We start from the raw sequence: 16,078 nt of genomic DNA, 5'->3' as shown, positions 1-16,078 counted from the left end.
ACGGTAATGGTGTGATGCAGTATTGGGGCCGCCGAAGTTTAGCGGTTCACCCCGGGGCAAAGCCTGAATAATTTTAGGTGGTGGGCTGAAATTATTTGGGGGGTCTTGTGGGTGTTTTCCCTGATGTCAGCGGCTTGATTCCGTGGCCGATTTCTTGTCCGGGAAATCCCACCATGGCAACACCCGGCGCATGGTCAGTACCTCGCCGCTCTGCAACGGTATGTAGCCCGCAATGGCCGCCGCGGCGCGCTGCCATTCGGGGGTGCGCAGCAGTTGCAGCAATTGCACCATGCCCGGCTGGCTCAAGGCTGATTTCAGGCAGACCAAGTGGTAACGCTCATGCACCAGGGGTACAAAGTCAAGCCCCGCACCCAGGGCTGCTGCTTCAATGCCTAGCGCCACATCACTTTGGCCCGAGGCCACCGCATTGGCCACGGCGGCGTGTGACGGCTCGGCGTGCTCATAACCGTTGAACTGAGTTGCAGACAGACCATGCTGCGCCAGCAAGTCGTCCAACACCACGCGCGTGCCGCTGCCCAGCACCCGGTTGACAAAGCGCGCTTGTGTGTGCGCCACATCATGCAGCGATTGCAACCGCAGTGGGTTGCCCTTGGCCACCATCAGCCCTTGCGTGCGCTGGGCAAAGCCGATGATCTTGTGTTGGCCTGGTTGCAACAACGGCTTGTAGGTGCGCTCGGTCAGGGTCTTTTTGCCGGTGTCTTGCAGGGTGTGAAAGCCCGCCATCACGCAACGGCCTTCGTTCAGGGCGCGAATGGCGTCCACGCTGCCGGTGAATCGAATGTCCAGGTGCAGTTTTTCAGGCGTTACCGGGTTTGAGTTTTTTAAACCATTTAAGGCCGTAGATCCCATGGAATAAGCGCTAGCAGCTATTGAATTTGCATTATCCAGGGCATTGCTGCCCGACTGCAAGGCGAATTCTCGTAGGCGGGACAAGGCATCGTCGTGGCTGGCGTAGAGCGTGACCACATGCACGCTGTCGTCAAAGGCCAGCGCATAGCTGCGCTCCAGCTCGGCTCGCAAGGCTTCGATTTGCGGGGCCAACCGGGCCTGTGCCTGGCGTTCGGCCCACATCAGTTTGTTGGCGAATTCGGTCAGCAGTGCGCTTTGGCCTTTTTCCCAGATCACCAGGTTGTTGCCCAGTTCGGTCTCCCAGCGTTTGAGCTCACCCCAGACGTGGCGGTAACTCAAGCCTAGCGCGCGTGCGCCACCAGAAATAGAGCCTTGGCTTGACACAGCTTGCAGCAGGTCAATCAAGGGATTGCGCACCAGCGCCGGGCTGCTGTCGCGTGACAGGGTGTAGTGGAATTGAAGCCTATGCACAGTGGTTCATATGGTCAGTGATTAGATCAATGGCTACGATACCGCAACTTGTAAACGCCCTTGAGTCACCTTTGGCAGACCCATATTTCAACTTCAGCCGCTCTTGCCATTGACTTCCTTCTACGAAAGCGCCGCGACCGCGCTGCAACTCATCACCGACCTGGATTCAGGTTTGCTCACCATCGTGGGTCGCTCTTTGTCGGTCAGCGCCACGGCTTGCCTGATCGCCTGCGGCCTGGGCCTGGTGCTGGGGGCCTGGCTAGGCGTGGCGCGTTTTGCCGGGCGTGGTGCGGTGCTGACGCTGCTCAACACTTTTTTGGCCGTGCCCTCGGTCGTGGTGGGGCTGGTGATTTACCTGCTGCTGTCGCGCACCGGGCCGCTGGGCTATTTGGGCTGGCTGTTTAGCTTCAAGGCCATGGTGATGGCGCAAGCCGTGCTGGTGCTGCCCGTGGTGACGGCGCTCACGCGCCAAGCGGTCGAAGATGCTGAGGGCCTGCACGGTGAACAGTTGCAGTCGCTTGGGGCCAGCCCGCTGATGCGCAGTCTGCTGCTGGCCTGGGACGAGCGCTACGCTTTGCTGACGGTGTTGATAGCGTCATTTGGCCGGGCTGTGTCTGAAGTGGGTGCGGTGATGATTGTGGGTGGCAATATAGACGGTTTCACCCGGGTGATGACCACGGCCATTGCCCTGGAAACCAGCAAGGGTGACCTGCCGCTGGCGCTGGGCCTGGGGTTGATTTTGCTCAGTGTGGTGCTGTTGCTCAATGTGCTGATTGCGTTGGTGCGGCGCTGGCGTGAGCATCAGGAGCTTGGTGGTGCGGCCACCTCGCCGCTTGGGGTGGCGGTTTGAAGCCGGCCGGTTTGATGGGTAAGGATGCCAGCGCATTTGCTGCTGCGCCTGAGCTGCGCCACATGCCTGCATCGGCGCCAGTGTTTGCGTTGAAAGCTGCCAGTGTGCATTTTGGTCAGCCGAACCGTGCCGTACGGGCCTTGTCAGAAGTCTCCCTGACCATTGATTCTGGTGAACGTGTGGCTCTGGTTGGGGCCAATGGCTGCGGCAAGAGCACACTGCTGCGCTTGCTGCATGGCTTGGCCCTGCCCACGGCAGGGCAAATGCACGCGGCAACGGAGCAACGCCAGGCCATGCTGTTTCAAAAGCCGCACCTGATGCGTTTGTCGGTGCAGGCAAATATTGCGTTGGGGCTGTGGCTGCGTGGCACGGCTTGGGGCGCGGCTAAAGCCTTGGCGCTTGAGGCGCTTTCAAGGGTCGGCCTGACCGATCTGGCGCAGCGCAGTGCGCGCCAACTCTCAGGCGGGCAACAGCAGCGTGTGGCCATGGCGCGCGCCTGGGCCTTGCGTCCGCAGGTGTTGCTGCTGGATGAACCCACCGCCAGCCTGGACCCCCACGCCAAGCGCGAGGTTGAGGCCTTAATCGAAGAGTTTTCCAGCGGGCCTGACGCCATGACGCTCATTTTTGCCAGCCACAACCTGGGTCAGGTCAAGCGCTTGGCCAGCCGGGTCATTTATCTGGAGCAAGGCCGCGTGCTGGCCGATTTGCCAGTCAATGATTTTTTTAGCGGGCCGTTGCTGCAGTTGCAGTATCCGGCGGCCCATCTTTTTGTCAAAGGAGAACTTGTATGAAAACTGTGAAATATTTTAAGCTTTTTAGACCTGTAGCGCTTATGCCATATGCGCGAGTAGCTATATTTTCAATAGCCACTTTGGGCGCGACGCTGAGCGTTCAGGCGCAGTCGATTGTGGTGGCATCGACCACCTCGACCGAGCAGTCCGGCTTGTTTTCGGTGCTGTTGCCCGAGTTCAAAAAAGCCAGTGGTATTGATGTCAAAGTGGTTGCTTTGGGCACCGGACAGGCCATCGACATGGGCCGCCGAGGCGATGCCGACGTGTTATTTGTGCACGACAAGGTGGCAGAAGAAAAAGTCGTGGCCGAGGGCTTTGCCGTGAAGCGCCTTGAGGTCATGTACAACGACTTTGTGGTGGTGGGCCCGGCCGCTGACCCGGTGCATGCCAAGGGCAGTGACGTGGTGGAAGCTTTGAAGAAAATCGCTGCAGCCAATGGCCAGTTCATCTCCCGCGGTGACAAAAGCGGCACTCACGCCGCCGAGTTGCGTTTCTGGACGATGGCAGAGCTGACTGACAAACAAGGCACCGGTTACAAGGCCTGCGGCTGCGGCATGGGCCCGGCGCTGAACATGGCGTCCAGCACAGGTGCGTATGTGCTGACCGACCGTGGCACCTGGCTGAACTTCAAAAACCGAGGCGACCTGAAGGTGCTGGTGGAAGGCGACAAACGCCTGTTCAACCAATACGGCGTGATGCTGGTGAACCCCGCCAAACACCCTCATGTGAAGGCCGCAGACGGCCAGAAGTTTGTTGATTGGGTGACGGGTAGCGCGGGTCAAACCGCGATTGCCAGCTACAAAATAGGTGGCGAGCAGCTGTTTTTCCCGAACGCAGCCAAGTAGTGAAGTGAGGGCCGCGCCGTTTTCGGCACTTGCTTAAGGTGCTGGTCTTACGGCGTAACACTTGCCTTCAGGGCTGCTGCGGCATCAGCAGCTTCTAGTTCGGCCAGTTCCTCGGCTGTAAACACCCGTGAACGTGTCAGAAAGCCTTTGCCCTCAGGCGTTTCCAATGAAAAATCACCCCCGCTGCCATCGATCATGTCGATGATCAGCTGGGTGTGTTTCCAGTATTGGTACTGCGCTATGCCGATGTAAAACGAGCAGCCGCCAATCTGACCCAACAGCACGTCGCCCGCACCCATGGTGATTTCACCCAGCAGGTAGCAGTTGGCCGCGCTGTTGTCGCAGCAACCACCCGACTGGTGAAACATCAGATTTGGGCCGTGTTTTGTCTTCAGGAAGGCAATCAGTTCCAGTGCAGCGGGTGTGGCAATGACTTTGTCAACCATGTGGTTCTCCAAAAAAATGGCATAAACGCCCATGAACCGCTCCCCTTGCTTGAGAAATTTCAGGCGATGTCGGGCGGCGTGCGTTGGGTGTTTGACGTAGCGTGCACTTGGGGTTTTGCCAAATAAAGGAGGGGGTTTGGGGCAAGCCCCAAACCCCAAACCGGGGGACATTCGCGTAGTCAAATACCCAACGCGTGCCGCGAGTTAAAGCAAGGTCAGTTAGTTGATCAGAAGAAACCCAGTTTGCTTTCGCTGTAGCTCACCAGCAGGTTCTTGGTTTGCTGGTAATGATCCAACATCATCTTGTGGGTTTCGCGGCCGATGCCGGACTCTTTGTAGCCGCCAAACGCAGCGTGTGCCGCGTAGTCGTGGTAGCAGTTGGTCCAGACCCGGCCGGCCTTGATGGCGCGGCCCATGCGGTAGGCCACGTTGCCATTGCGGCTCCAGACACCAGCACCCAGACCGTACAGCGTGTCATTGGCTTGTGCCAGCGCATCGGCTTCGTCTTTGAAGGTGGTCACGGCCAGTACGGGGCCAAAAATTTCTTCCTGGAACACGCGCATTTTGTTGTGGCCCTTGAGCAGCGTGGGCTGCACGTAATAACCACCGGCCAGATCACCCGCCAGCATGGCTTGGGCACCGCCGGCCAACACTTGTGCGCCTTCCTGTTTGCCGATGTCCATGTACGCCAGGATTTTGTCCAGTTGTACTTTGGAGGCTTGGGCGCCGATCATCACTTCAGAGTCCAGCGGGTTGCCTTGTTTGATGGCCTTGACGCGTGGCAGCACACGTTCCATGAACTTGTCGTAAATGCTTTCCTGAATCAGCGCGCGGCTCGGGCAGGTGCAAACTTCGCCTTGGTTGAAAGCAAACAGCACCAGGCCTTCAATGGCTTTGTCCAGAAAACCGTCGTCCTTGTCCATCACGTCGGCAAAGAACACGTTGGGTGACTTGCCGCCGAGTTCCAGTGAGGCCGGAATCAGGTTGTTGGCAGCAGCCTGGGCAATCACCCGGCCGGTAGAGGTGGAGCCAGTGAAAGCAATCTTGGCAATGCGTTTGCTGGTGGCCAGCGGCATACCGGCTTCGCGGCCAAAACCGTTGACGATGTTGAGCACGCCTGGGGGCAACAGGTCGCCAATAACTTCCAGCAAAATCAAAATGCTGATGGGGGTGGATTCAGCGGGTTTCAGCACCACGCAGTTACCTGCAGCCAGGGCTGGGGCCAGCTTCCAGGCGGCCATCAGAATCGGAAAGTTCCAGGGAATGATTTGCCCGACCACGCCTAGCGGCTCGTGGTAGTGGTAGGCCACGGTGGTTTCATTGATGTCGCTCAACGCGCCTTCTTGCGCGCGGATGCAACCGGCAAAGTAGCGGAAGTGGTCGCTTGACAAGGGAATGTCAGCGGCCAGCGTTTCACGGATGGGCTTGCCGTTGTCTACCGTTTCGGCGTAGGCCAGCAGCTCCAGGTTGGCATCAATGCGGTCGGCAATTTTCAGCAGAATGTTGGAACGGTCAGTGACCGATGTTTTGCCCCAGGCATCCGCAGCAGCGTGGGCAGCGTCGAGTGCCAGCTCAATGTCTTCCGCGCCGGAGCGTGCGGCCTGGGTGTAGACCGTGCCGCTGATGGGGGTGATCACGTCAAAGTACTCGCCCTTGAGCGGGGCCACGTATTTGCCGCCAATGAAGTTGTCATAACGGGATTTGTAGGCGATTTTTGCGCCGACTTGGCCGGGGGCTGCGTAGATCATGTGTGTCTCCTGAATTTTTGCGATGAATGGATAAAAGTTTCCCTTGCGGGCCATGTCATGAGTCAAGTTGCGTGCCAACGCCGCAAGGCCAGCCAAAAGCGTTGATTTCAAACAACTTTTTATAAAGATGTAGATGCCCAAGTGGGGCACTGGGTGTCTTGCTGTGGAACACCTGTCAAGTTCTGTGACAGTCATGGCGCAGGTGCTCTATGCACGCTCTTTCATATCGTCAGGCCATGCTTTGCTGACTACCATTGCGCCAACAAAAACGAGCAGATTAACCCCCTGCACAGGAGACACCACGTTGCGCACCCCGCCCACCGCCCCGGCTTTGCGCCAGGCCCGATTGCACTTTCTGGAACACGGCGACTGTCCGCCTGAGGGACTCGATGCCAGTGTGGCGCGGTCGTGGCAGCGCAGCTTGGCGGCCGGGCTGTTGCCGAATGGGCCGGCGCGTGACACGGCGCATCCCAGCGCCGCTGAACTGAGCCGCATCATGGCCAGCCAGCACGAATTGCTGGTGCATTCACGCCCGGTGATGGAGGTGTTGTTTGAACAGGTGCAGGACAGCCAAAGCATGGTGATATTGGCCAATGCGCAGGGCATTCTGATGCACACGCTGGGCCGTACTGATTTTTTGCAGCGTGCGCAGCAGGTGGCATTGTCAAACGGTGCGTCCTGGCACGAGCAACACCGGGGCACCAATGCCATCGGCACCGCGCTGGCCGAGCGCAGTCACATCGAGATCCATGGCGGTGAACACTTCTTTGAGCGCAATGACTTCTTAACCTGCACCGCCGCGCCCATTGTGTCGGCCACCGGTGAGCTCATGGGAGTGCTGGACATCTCGGGTGACCACTGCGGCGGGCATCCGCACACCTACGGTTTGGTCAGCATGGCCGCGCGGCTGATTGAAAACCGCCTGATGGGGGCCACTTGCCGTCAGCATATCCGGCTTCATCTGCACGCCCAGCGCGAGGGCATTGGCACGGTGGCCGAGGGTATTTTGGCGCTGTCTGGCGACGGCTGGGTGGTGGGGGCGAATCGGGCCGCACTGGTGCAGCTGGGCTTGAGCATTGCCGACCTGGGCGCCGTGCCGGTTAAGACCTTGCTGGATATGTCACTGGACGCACTGCTGCTGCAGCACAAGCGGCACCCGGGCCAACCGGTGCAGGTGCGCCGGCGTGATGGCACGGCACTGTTCGCCCTGGTGCAGCATGATGCAGCCACGCTGGGCTGGCATGGCCTTGCACCACAGTCGCCGGTGGCAACTCAAGCGGCCGGGCAACTGGGTGCTGCGGATGCGTTGGCACAGTTGGACACGGGTGACTTGCGCTGGCGCAGCGCCGCCGACAAAGCCCGGCGCGTGGCAGATAAGCCGATTGCGCTACTGATTCAGGGCGAATCCGGTGTGGGCAAAGAGCTTTTTGCACGGGCTACGCATGACAGTGGGCCGCGCCGCGCCAAGCCATTTGTGGCCATCAACTGCGCCGCCGTGCCCGAGAACCTGATTGAAGCCGAGCTGTTTGGCTACAGCCCGGGTGCCTTTACCGGCGCCCGGCGCGACGGCAACCCGGGCCGCCTGCGGGAGGCCCACGGCGGCACGCTGTTTCTGGATGAAATTGGCGACATGCCGTTGCCCCTGCAGGCGCGCCTGCTGCGCGTGTTACAAGAGCGAGAGGTCAGTCCGCTCGGGGGTGGCCCGGCCGTGGCCGTGGACTTTGCCTTGATTTGCGCTACCCATTGCAAACTGCGTGAGGCGGCAGAGCAGGGGCGTTTTCGCAGTGACTTGTATTACCGCATCAACGGCTTGATGGTGCAGCTGCCGCCGCTGCGTGAGCGCACCGACTTTGCCGTGCTGACGCAGCGCCTGCTGGCCGACCTGAATCCGCAGCGCAAGGTGCATGTGGCCCCCGAGTTGATGGCCCGCCTGGCGCGTCACCCCTGGCCGGGTAATTTGCGCCAATATGCCAACGCCTTGCGCACCGCCAGTGCCATGCTGGAGCCACATGAGCTGAGGATTGACTGGCACCATATGTCGGATGACCTGCTTGAAGAGCTTGCCGCGCAAGCCGCCAAACCGCCAGCTGAAGTGGCGCCACCGACACAACCGAAAACGCCGCAAACACGGTCATCCGTGACCGACGCGTCAACGCAAAACCTGCATCAGTTGTCGCACTTGGCGATTCAACGCGCATTGCACAGCAGTGGTGGCAACATGTCACAAGCGGCGCGCACCCTTGGCATCAGCCGCCAGACGCTCTACCGCAAACTGGGTGAATGAGTGGTATCGGTAGCTATATAAATAATAGCTGCTTGCGATTATTTAATAAGGGCTACAGCCTGATTTTATATAATAATTTGGCGATCAGTGCCTGGTTGCTAGGCGTTGCGCAGCATCACATACAGCGCTGTGCCCGCCAGAATACTCAGCAGCGGCTGCCTGCGCCACCATTGCAATGCCATGACGGTCGCGATGGCAGCCAGTTCAGCCCAAGGCCCGGACGGGTTTTCTTTGGCGCTACCTACCAGCGTGTGAAGCAGCAGCAGCGTCATGATGGCCAGCGGTAAAAAGCGCCCCAGGCGCTGCACCAGCGGGTGACTCTGTAAAAAACGCGCGGCTAAAAAGGGCAGGGCGCGCAGGCCAAAGGTCACCAAGGCCATGGCGGCTATCACACCCAAGGCGTAAGTGGTGTCGATCATGGCGTCACCTCGGTGGCGGCAGACTTTGGCCAGAACAACCCCGCCAGCACACTCAAGGCTATGGCGATCAGCAGCGCCTGTTGCGGCATCACGGCCCAGGCCACACCGTAGCTGACCACCGCCACCCACAGCGGCGCAGTTGAATGCGCGCTGCGCCATTGCTCCACTGCCAGCACGGCAAACAGCGCCGCCAGGGCAAAGTCCAGCCCCACCAGCCCAATTTGCGCTTGCGACCCAATCACCGCACCCAGCAGCGTGCCCAACACCCACCAGCCTTGGTTCATCAGCGCAAGCAGCACCATTTGGCCGGCGCTTGTACCTGGTGGCAAGGTGGTCAGCACAGAATAGGTTTCATCCGTTAACGCAAACACCAGGTACCAGCGCGCCCAGGGCTGGGTGGGTATTTTTTGCAGCAACGACAGGCCGTAAAACATGTGGCGCAGGTTCACCACCAGCGTGGCCAAGGCGATGGAGGCCACCGGCAAACCCATCGCCAGCATCGGCACCATCATGAACTGTGAAGCACCGGCGTAAACAAACACGCTGGCGGTAAGTGCCAGCCACCAGGGCGCGCCTGCCTGCACAAACAAAAAGCCAAACACCATGCCCAGCGGGATGTAACCCATGGCCACGGGCACCGAAAGTGAGAGGACGGAAATGGCGGGGGCGGTTGGCGGTGGCGCGTCAGGAGGTGTGGCAGGCATGAAACAGGAGCAATCGCTAAAGGGGCAGAGCCAAGAATGTAGCAGCCCCACCCTGTGGCAAGTTGGGCGGCTACACGGCAAAGGGCCGGCTGATCTCCCTTGAGCGACTTGCCATGTGCGCAGGATGATGTCTGGGTACCAGCGCGAACATAATGAACGCATGAAAAGACGGCATTGGATGTAGCCCGCCCCCCTGCTGGCTGACATTGCCGCAACCGGAAGAATTTATGCCCGAAGATGTGTTGATCAAACAAGCGGCCACCGTCGTGTGCGCAGTTGAAGCGCACGCCATGAAAAATATCTGTGTCTATTGCGGCTCCAGTCCTGGCCGACTTGATGCCTACGCTGATGGCGCGCGCGCCTTGGCCCAGGCGCTGGTGCAGCGAGACATTGGCCTGGTCTACGGCGGTGCCAGCATCGGGCTGATGGGCCTGGTGGCTGACACCGTGTTGCAACTTGGTGGCAGAGCTGTGGGCGTGATCCCGCACGCCCTGGCACGCAAGGAAGTGGCGCACAAAGGCCTGTCCGAGCTGCACATCACCCAATCCATGCACGAGCGCAAGACCCGCATGGCCGAACTTTCTGATGGCTTCATTGCCATGCCGGGTGGCATCGGCACGTTTGAGGAGATTTTTGAGGTCTGGACCTGGGCCCAGCTTGGCATTCATGCCAAACCCTGTGGTTTGCTGAACGTGGCGGGTTATTACGATGGGTTGACGACGTTTCTAGACCATGCGGCTGCAGAGCAATTTCTGAAACCGCAGCACCGCGGGGTGTTGATCGTTGAGCAGGAACCCGTGGCTTTGCTGGACCGGTTTGCCAGCTACCAGCCGCCAGGCGTGCAAAAGTGGCTGGACAAGGATGAAACCTGAGCTGCTGAGGTTTATAGGGGTTGGAGGTGACCAAAATGTCCACACCCGTGGCGCCAGCGCGGCCACGTCCAGCCCCGGCAAAAACGCTCGGTGTTGCTCAGTGTGCCGGGCACGTCGGGCATACCCAGCGCCCGCGTGGTTTCGTCGTGCAGCGGCAGGCCTTCAGTGATGAGCTGGTCAATCTCGGCGTGGGTGAAGTAAATCATGGGTGGACCACAGTGCGGCGAGCGCCTGGGTCAGATGGGTTGCAACGGTGGGTTGAAGGGGGTATTCACCAACTTGCTAGACTCGCTATTCTATTTTTGAATAACGCGGTATGTGTCAAGCCATGCATCCAGCACCATTCGTTTGATTACTTCCCGGAGACATCCCATGCGCCACACCACCCGTACCCTGTCCATCCTCATGCTGGCCGTGGTCGCCCACGCCAGCACCTTGGCCGCCGAAGCCCAAGTGGCTGTGGCCGCCAACTTTGCCGAGCCCATCAAGGCCATTGCCGCTTTGTTGGAAAAAACCACCGGCCACACCCTCAAGGTCACGCTGGGTGTCACCGGCAAGCTGTACGCACAAATCAAGAACGGCGCACCGTTTGACGTGTTGCTGGCTGCTGACACCAAAACACCAGAAAAGCTGGAGGCCGAGGGCTTGGGTCAACCTGGTAGCCGCTTCACCTACGCCACCGGCAAACTGGTGTTGTGGTCGGCCGATGCCAAGCGCGTGGATGCCAAAGGCGATGTGCTGAAAACCTCTAATCTGGGCAAGGTGTCTTACGCCAACCCCAAGGTCGCGCCCTACGGGGCCGCCACGGTGCAGGTGATGAACAAGCTGGGCCTGACCGCCATCCTCACGCCGAAACTGGTGCAGGGCGAAAGCATTGGCCAAACCTTTACCTTTGCCTCCACCGGCAACGCTGATGTCGGTTTTGTGGCCATGTCGCAGGTGCTCGAAGTCGGCAAACTCAAAAGCGGATCGATGTGGGTGATACCCCAAAATCTTTACGACCCAATCCGCCAAGACGCCGTGGTGATGCAAAAATCGGCCTCCAACGAAGCCGCCCAGGCGCTGATGACGTTGCTGAAAAGCCCCAACATCAAAGACCTGATCCGCTCCTACGGCTACGAGCTTTGAAGTGCGTTGGCCATGTCGATGCCTGCACCCTTAGCCAACCAACTTTGCACTTGCTGACCCATGCTCCTGACTGAATCCGATCTGCAAGCCATCGCGCTGACGCTCAAGGCAGCCATGATGACCACCGGCATACTGCTGGTGCTGGGTGTGCCCATTGCCTGGTGGTTGGCACGCACACGTTCGTGGCTCAAAACCCCCATCACCACTTTGGTTGCGTTGCCAATTGTGTTGCCGCCATCGGTGTTGGGTTTTTACTTGCTGGTGACCATGGGGCCACATGGCCCCGTGGGGCAGTGGACGCAGGCGCTGGGTCTGGGGGTTCTGCCCTTCACGTTTGCGGGGCTGGTGACCGCATCGGTGTTTTATTCGCTGCCCTTCATGGTGCAACCCGTCCACAACGCCATGGAAGCCATGGGCACGCGCCCGCTGGAAGTGGCGGCCACGCTGCGCGCATCGCCGCTTGACACGTTTTTCAGCGTGGTGCTGCCACTGTGTCGGCCCGGGCTGATCACCGGGGCGATCATGACCTTCGCGCATACCGTAGGTGAATTTGGCGTGGTGCTAATGGTCGGGGGCAACATCCCCGGTGTGACGCGCGTGGTGTCGGTGCAGATTTACGACCACGTGGAAGCCGCCGAATACAGCGAGGCCCACCGCCTGGCTGCTGTGATGCTGGTGTTTTCGTTTGGCGTGCTGCTGGCGCTGCACACCTACAACCAGCGTCAACAGCGTGCACTGAAGGGCGCGCCATGAGCAGTGAACTGCAACTGCGTGCCACGCTTGAGCGCGCCGGTTTTACGCTGGATGTGGATTTGAACCTGCCCGGGCGTGGCGTGACCGCGCTGTTTGGGCCCTCGGGCTCGGGCAAAACCACTTGCCTGCGCGTGCTGGCAGGGTTGGAACCGCAGGCCAAAGGGCGCATTAGCGTGGCTGGCGAGCTGTGGCAAGACAGTGCCCAGCGCGTCTTTTTGCCACCGCACCAGCGTGCACTGGGTTATGTGTTCCAGGAGGCCAGCCTGTTTGAGCACTTGAACGTCAAAGCCAACCTGCAATACGGCTTCAAGCGTACCCCTGAGGCCGAGCGCCGCCATGGCTGGGACCACGGCCTGGAATTGCTGGGCATCGGTCATCTGCTGGCGCGCATGCCGCATGAGCTGTCGGGCGGTGAACGCCAGCGCGTCGCCATCGCCCGTGCCTTGGCCGCCAGCCCCCGTGTGTTGCTGATGGATGAGCCACTGGCGTCGCTGGATGCCGCCCGCAAGGCCGAAATCTTGCCGTGGCTGGAACAGCTGCACGAGCGGCTGGACATTCCAGTGGTGTACATCACCCACTCAGTGGACGAGGTGGCGCATCTGGCGGACGAGGTGGTGCTGCTGGACCTTGGCCGCGTGCAAGGGTACGGCCCGGTGATTGACATGCTGACCCGCACCGACTTGCCACTGGCCCATGGCGACAGCGCCTCAGCGCTGGTGGAGGCACGTGTGTGTGGTGCTGCCCCCAGCGAGGGCATGTGTGTCATGGATTTTGATGGTGGTTGCTTGTTGTTGCCGCAAACCCGCGCGGTGGCACTGCTGCCGAACACGAAGGTGCGCATGCGCATCCAGGCACGCGACATCAGTCTGTCGCTGGATTGGCCGCAGCGCACCAGCGTGCTCAATATCTTGCCCGCCACCGTGGTGGATGTGGTGGACGATGGGCTCGCCCAAGTGCTGGTGGGCCTGCAGTTGGGCGATGTCGGGCGCAGTACACGTCTGCTGTCGCGTATCAGCTTGCTGTCGGCCCGCAAGCTCGGCATTGTTCCCGGCTTGCCGGTGTTCGCGCAAATCAAGGGTGTGGCTTTGGTGCGCTGAGGCGTGAGTCGATATTTATATAAAAAATAGCCCTCTAGCCCTTTTGAAATAAGCGCTAGAAGCTATCAAATTTGATGTGACACAATTTCCGTATGAACACTGAAAGCTGCGCCACCCTGAACGATGCCTTGCGTGACCCTGCCAGCGACAAGCGGCTGGAGGTGTTGCGGCTGGTGGGGCAGTCGGGCTCTATCAGCCAGGCTGCGCGTGAGGTGGGTATCAGCTACAAAGCGGCCTGGCAGGCCCTTGACACACTGACCAACTTGAGTGGTGTGGCGCTGGTGGATCGCACCGTGGGTGGCAGCGGCGGCGGTGGCGCGCGTATCACGGTGCAGGGCCAGGCGCTACTGGTGCTGGCCGACGAGCTGGCCGCTGCGCGCCGTCAAGTGCTCTCGCGCTTTGCCGGTGGGGCGGCGCTTATCAGTGGTTTGGGCCTGCGCACCAGCATGCGCAACCAGTTGCCCTGCACGGTGCTGCGTTGTGAGGCGCTGGCGCCGTTTGACCCCATGGCCACGGTGACGCTGCAAACGCCGGGTGGTGCCTTGTTGCAATCCAGCGTGACCTGGGAGAGTGCGGATTTGCTGGGCCTGGCGTCCGGCTTGGCGGTACAGGTGCTCTGCAAGGCGACGGCGGTGCGGGTGCAGCCCTTGGCAGAAATTGGCGCTACTGCGTCGGCGTTGACCGACCCCACAATGCCTGACGATTGCCAGCTTGTTGGCTTGGTGGAGCGTGTGACCCCGGGCCAGGGGCGCGACGAAGTGGTGCTGGCGCTTGAAGGCGGTGGCCACTGGGTGGGTTTTGCCACGCATCCGTTCACCGCAGTGGCGGGACAGAGCGCGGTAGCCCGCATGAGCCCGGCGGCGCTGGTGGTGGGGCTGGCTGGTTAAGCCGGGTCTTTGTCCTTTGGGCCGAGCTTGCGGTACAGCGTGGCACGGCTGATGCCCAGAGCGCGTGCCGCCTGGCCCACGTTGCCGCGCGTGTCTTCCAAGGCTTTGCGGATCATGGCGGCCTCGACATCGCGCAAGCCCAGGGCGGGGTTGGCGTTGACATTGGGGGTAGCTTGCAAGTTTTGCGTTTCATGCGCGCGAGTAATCGCTTGCGCCTGCAGCCGCAGACCGCTCCACAAGGGCAACTCCAGAGCGTGAGCCGGGCGTTTGGCCGCATCAAAGAGTTGCTCAAACGGCAGGCCAAACACTTCGCTGACGTGCACCGCGGCCTCACCAGCGGTGGGCAGGCCCGGCACCATTTGGCGTGCCACCGGGTTGGCTCCGGTGATCCACCCTTCCGCATCCAGACACAAAATGCTGTCGGCATCATTGCCCAGAGCGTTGCCTGGCCAATTCAGCCGCAGCATCAAAACGTGGGGTTGGGCGGTGACCAGGGCGTTTTCTATTTTGCTGGCCGATTGCATCACCAAGTGCTTGAGTTCCGGGCGCTCCTGCGCGTCCACACCAGTCACGTCGAGCATGCCGACACACCTGCCATCCGGGCCAAACAGTGGGGCACCAGCGCAGCTGTAGGCTGACGTGCTGTCAAAAAAATGCTCACCCCGGTGCAGCCAGACCGGCTGCAGCTCGGTCAATGCCGTACCAATGGCGGTGGTGCCAATGCTGTGTTCTGACAGATCGGTGCCCACACGGGTGATCAGGTGCGCGCGCCGGTCGGCGTGGTCAATGGCGCCACAGGCATCCACCACCACACCTTGGGCATTCGTCAAAATGGCAAAGTAACGGGTGTTGACAATGGCGCGGGCCAGGCTTTGCAAAATGGGTTGCGCCGCCTGGATCAAGCCATGATTTGCCTCCAGCGTGTGACGCAGCAGCGGGTCGCTGACCTGATCAAACGCGACCTTGGCGTGCGGCTGCAGCCCCAGCCCAAGGCAGCGCTGCCATGAGCGCTCAACCCAGGGCGCAACCCAGCCGGGCGCGGGTGGTTTGCCTTCAAGCAGGAGAGCCTGCCGTGCCTGGGCAATGCGTGCCAGACGCGGCGACGGGCTCGCCAGGTTTGTTGTGGGGTTGGCTGATTTCATAACGTTTGCGGTTGCACCGAATTTAGCGCATTACGAAAGCGCTGGCTTCAGGGCACCAAACTGACGTTTTGAGGTTGTCTCATTTTGAGATTTTCTGGCCATTGCCCTGTTGCTATCAGGGTTAGCCCTAGGTGGTATCGGGCGCCAAACTCCAACAATCGCTATGTAGAAAATTTCATAGGAACAGCATTGCATAGGTGCTGTTTGGTTTTTTAAATTACTCAGGAGACCTCAATATGCAAAAGGTGTTGCACATCAACGCAGACAAATGCACAGGCTGTCTGCAGTGCGAAATGGCCTGTTCTTTCGAGAACTACGGCACCTTCGCCACAGCCAAATCGCGCATCAAGGTATTTAACTTTCACCACACCGGCAAAAAAGTACCCTACACCTGCACCCAGTGTGATGAAGCCTGGTGCCTGCATGCGTGCCCGGTAGAAGCCATCACAGTGGACAAGCTCACCGGCGCCAAAGTGGTGAATGAAGCCACTTGTGTGGGCTGCAAGGTCTGCACCATCGCCTGCCCGTTTGGCACCATCAACTACGTTCAAGAAACCGGCAAGGTGCAAAAGTGCGACCTGTGCGGTGGCGACCCGGCTTGTGCCGATGCCTGTCCTACCGGCGCCATCACCTTCATTGATGCCAACTGGACGGGTCTGGGCAAGATGGAACAGTGGGCCGACAAGCTTGGCAACCAAGCAACAGCAGTTTAAAAATTTTGTAGGTCAGACCACTTTGCGCAGCAAACGTGCTCTGACCCCGACACTTTAG

The 16,078-nt window shown here is 60.1% G+C and carries 17 protein-coding genes; 10 read left to right on the top strand and 7 right to left on the bottom strand.

What is annotated here, in order from left to right:
- Nucleotides 1–126: 126 nt before the first annotated feature.
- On the bottom strand, nucleotides 127–1,341 hold the full coding sequence (locus PHQ58_RS15930) for a substrate-binding domain-containing protein (protein WP_300112559.1): 1,215 nt from the start codon (nucleotides 1,339–1,341) through the stop codon (nucleotides 127–129).
- A gap of 109 nt (nucleotides 1,342–1,450) precedes the next feature.
- On the opposite strand from PHQ58_RS15930, the gene PHQ58_RS15925 reads away from it, so the two are divergent.
- The 3 genes from PHQ58_RS15925 (at nucleotide 1,451) to PHQ58_RS15915 (ending at nucleotide 3,827) form a co-directional block, all read left to right on the top strand.
- Nucleotides 1,451–2,191 carry an ABC transporter permease gene (locus tag PHQ58_RS15925; protein WP_300112623.1) on the top strand — a complete coding sequence of 247 codons (741 nt, stop codon included), beginning with the start codon at nucleotides 1,451–1,453 and terminating at the stop codon, nucleotides 2,189–2,191.
- 62 nt (nucleotides 2,192–2,253) lie between these two features.
- The gene (locus tag PHQ58_RS15920) at nucleotides 2,254–2,982 is read left to right on the top strand and encodes an ATP-binding cassette domain-containing protein (protein WP_300112620.1); all 729 of its coding nucleotides are present in this window, start codon (nucleotides 2,254–2,256) and stop codon (nucleotides 2,980–2,982) included.
- Nucleotides 2,983–3,023: 41 nt separating this feature from the next.
- Complete coding sequence (locus PHQ58_RS15915; protein ID WP_300112557.1) at nucleotides 3,024–3,827, top strand: extracellular solute-binding protein; 804 nt, start codon at nucleotides 3,024–3,026, stop codon at nucleotides 3,825–3,827.
- Nucleotides 3,828–3,874: 47 nt separating this feature from the next.
- Here the strand turns inward: PHQ58_RS15915 and PHQ58_RS15910 are convergent, their stop codons facing one another.
- Nucleotides 3,875–4,273, bottom strand: coding sequence for a DUF779 domain-containing protein (locus tag PHQ58_RS15910; protein WP_300112555.1), 399 nt, complete (start codon nucleotides 4,271–4,273; stop codon nucleotides 3,875–3,877).
- A gap of 227 nt (nucleotides 4,274–4,500) precedes the next feature.
- Nucleotides 4,501–6,021, bottom strand: a complete 1,521-nt coding sequence (locus tag PHQ58_RS15905; RefSeq protein ID WP_300112553.1) for an aldehyde dehydrogenase family protein — start codon at nucleotides 6,019–6,021, stop codon at nucleotides 4,501–4,503.
- A gap of 304 nt (nucleotides 6,022–6,325) precedes the next feature.
- Here PHQ58_RS15905 and PHQ58_RS15900 point away from each other — a divergent pair, with 304 nt between their 5' ends.
- Nucleotides 6,326–8,305, top strand: coding sequence for a sigma-54-dependent Fis family transcriptional regulator (locus tag PHQ58_RS15900; protein WP_300112551.1), 1,980 nt, complete (start codon nucleotides 6,326–6,328; stop codon nucleotides 8,303–8,305).
- 98 nt (nucleotides 8,306–8,403) lie between these two features.
- On the opposite strand, the gene PHQ58_RS15895 is transcribed toward PHQ58_RS15900, so the two are convergent.
- Together PHQ58_RS15895 and PHQ58_RS15890 are read right to left on the bottom strand one after the other, a co-directional pair.
- Nucleotides 8,404–8,724 carry a branched-chain amino acid transporter permease gene (locus tag PHQ58_RS15895; RefSeq protein WP_300112549.1) on the bottom strand — a complete coding sequence of 107 codons (321 nt, stop codon included), beginning with the start codon at nucleotides 8,722–8,724 and terminating at the stop codon, nucleotides 8,404–8,406.
- Nucleotides 8,721–9,428 (bottom strand): AzlC family ABC transporter permease, encoded by a 708-nt coding sequence (locus tag PHQ58_RS15890; RefSeq protein WP_300112547.1) that lies wholly within the window; start codon nucleotides 9,426–9,428, stop codon nucleotides 8,721–8,723. Before PHQ58_RS15890 ends, PHQ58_RS15895 begins: the two co-directional genes overlap by 4 nt.
- A 290-nt stretch (nucleotides 9,429–9,718) precedes the next feature.
- On the opposite strand from PHQ58_RS15890, the gene PHQ58_RS15885 reads away from it, so the two are divergent.
- Nucleotides 9,719–10,300, top strand: coding sequence for a TIGR00730 family Rossman fold protein (locus tag PHQ58_RS15885; RefSeq protein WP_300112617.1), 582 nt, complete (start codon nucleotides 9,719–9,721; stop codon nucleotides 10,298–10,300).
- A gap of 11 nt (nucleotides 10,301–10,311) precedes the next feature.
- On the opposite strand, the gene PHQ58_RS15880 is transcribed toward PHQ58_RS15885, so the two are convergent.
- Nucleotides 10,312–10,506 (bottom strand): hypothetical protein, encoded by a 195-nt coding sequence (locus tag PHQ58_RS15880; protein ID WP_300112545.1) that lies wholly within the window; start codon nucleotides 10,504–10,506, stop codon nucleotides 10,312–10,314.
- A gap of 166 nt (nucleotides 10,507–10,672) precedes the next feature.
- On the opposite strand from PHQ58_RS15880, the gene modA reads away from it, so the two are divergent.
- The 4 genes from modA to PHQ58_RS15860 all read left to right on the top strand — a co-directional run bounded on the left by modA (nucleotide 10,673) and on the right by PHQ58_RS15860 (nucleotide 14,165).
- Entirely contained in the window at nucleotides 10,673–11,428 is a 756-nt protein-coding gene (gene modA, locus PHQ58_RS15875; protein WP_300112543.1) for a molybdate ABC transporter substrate-binding protein, read from the top strand.
- 60 nt (nucleotides 11,429–11,488) lie between these two features.
- Entirely contained in the window at nucleotides 11,489–12,181 is a 693-nt protein-coding gene (gene modB / locus PHQ58_RS15870) for a molybdate ABC transporter permease subunit (protein ID WP_300112540.1), read from the top strand.
- Nucleotides 12,178–13,278: a molybdenum ABC transporter ATP-binding protein gene (gene modC / locus PHQ58_RS15865; protein ID WP_300112538.1), complete on the top strand. Its 1,101-nt coding sequence runs from the start codon at nucleotides 12,178–12,180 to the stop codon at nucleotides 13,276–13,278. Before modB ends, modC begins: the two co-directional genes overlap by 4 nt.
- A 92-nt stretch (nucleotides 13,279–13,370) precedes the next feature.
- Nucleotides 13,371–14,165, top strand: a complete 795-nt coding sequence (locus PHQ58_RS15860; protein ID WP_300112536.1) for a TOBE domain-containing protein — start codon at nucleotides 13,371–13,373, stop codon at nucleotides 14,163–14,165.
- Here PHQ58_RS15860 and PHQ58_RS15855 read toward each other — a convergent pair.
- Nucleotides 14,162–15,307 (bottom strand): sigma-54-dependent Fis family transcriptional regulator, encoded by a 1,146-nt coding sequence (locus tag PHQ58_RS15855; protein ID WP_300112534.1) that lies wholly within the window; start codon nucleotides 15,305–15,307, stop codon nucleotides 14,162–14,164. The two genes, PHQ58_RS15860 and PHQ58_RS15855, sit on opposite strands and share 4 nt — an antisense overlap.
- 236 nt (nucleotides 15,308–15,543) lie before the next feature.
- Between PHQ58_RS15855 and PHQ58_RS15850 the strand changes: the two genes are divergently transcribed.
- On the top strand, nucleotides 15,544–16,020 hold the full coding sequence (locus tag PHQ58_RS15850; protein WP_300112532.1) for a 4Fe-4S dicluster domain-containing protein: 477 nt from the start codon (nucleotides 15,544–15,546) through the stop codon (nucleotides 16,018–16,020).
- Nucleotides 16,021–16,078 lie beyond the last annotated feature (58 nt).

Source organism: Rhodoferax sp. (assembly GCF_028688795.1).
Classification (GTDB): domain Bacteria; phylum Pseudomonadota; class Gammaproteobacteria; order Burkholderiales; family Burkholderiaceae_C; genus Rhodoferax.
Note: the sequence above shows the minus strand (reverse complement) of the source record. Positions and strands in the feature narration are given on the sequence as shown.

What these genes read in the sequence shown, in the direction of transcription:
- PHQ58_RS15850 (WP_300112532.1), top strand. Translation starts at nt 15,544, where the DNA reads ATGCAAAAGGTGTTGCACATCAACGCAGACAAATGCACAGGCTGTCTG.
- PHQ58_RS15855 (WP_300112534.1), bottom strand. Translation starts at nt 15,307, where the DNA reads ATGAAATCAGCCAACCCCACAACAAACCTGGCGAGCCCGTCGCCGCGT.
- PHQ58_RS15920 (WP_300112620.1), top strand. Translation starts at nt 2,254, where the DNA reads ATGCCTGCATCGGCGCCAGTGTTTGCGTTGAAAGCTGCCAGTGTGCAT.
- PHQ58_RS15880 (WP_300112545.1), bottom strand. Translation starts at nt 10,506, where the DNA reads ATGATTTACTTCACCCACGCCGAGATTGACCAGCTCATCACTGAAGGC.
- modA (WP_300112543.1), top strand. Translation starts at nt 10,673, where the DNA reads ATGCGCCACACCACCCGTACCCTGTCCATCCTCATGCTGGCCGTGGTC.
- PHQ58_RS15905 (WP_300112553.1), bottom strand. Translation starts at nt 6,021, where the DNA reads ATGATCTACGCAGCCCCCGGCCAAGTCGGCGCAAAAATCGCCTACAAA.
- PHQ58_RS15890 (WP_300112547.1), bottom strand. Translation starts at nt 9,428, where the DNA reads ATGCCTGCCACACCTCCTGACGCGCCACCGCCAACCGCCCCCGCCATT.
- PHQ58_RS15885 (WP_300112617.1), top strand. Translation starts at nt 9,719, where the DNA reads ATGAAAAATATCTGTGTCTATTGCGGCTCCAGTCCTGGCCGACTTGAT.
- PHQ58_RS15895 (WP_300112549.1), bottom strand. Translation starts at nt 8,724, where the DNA reads ATGATCGACACCACTTACGCCTTGGGTGTGATAGCCGCCATGGCCTTG.
- PHQ58_RS15910 (WP_300112555.1), bottom strand. Translation starts at nt 4,273, where the DNA reads ATGGTTGACAAAGTCATTGCCACACCCGCTGCACTGGAACTGATTGCC.
- modC (WP_300112538.1), top strand. Translation starts at nt 12,178, where the DNA reads ATGAGCAGTGAACTGCAACTGCGTGCCACGCTTGAGCGCGCCGGTTTT.
- PHQ58_RS15860 (WP_300112536.1), top strand. Translation starts at nt 13,371, where the DNA reads ATGAACACTGAAAGCTGCGCCACCCTGAACGATGCCTTGCGTGACCCT.
- PHQ58_RS15915 (WP_300112557.1), top strand. Translation starts at nt 3,024, where the DNA reads ATGCCATATGCGCGAGTAGCTATATTTTCAATAGCCACTTTGGGCGCG.
- modB (WP_300112540.1), top strand. Translation starts at nt 11,489, where the DNA reads ATGCTCCTGACTGAATCCGATCTGCAAGCCATCGCGCTGACGCTCAAG.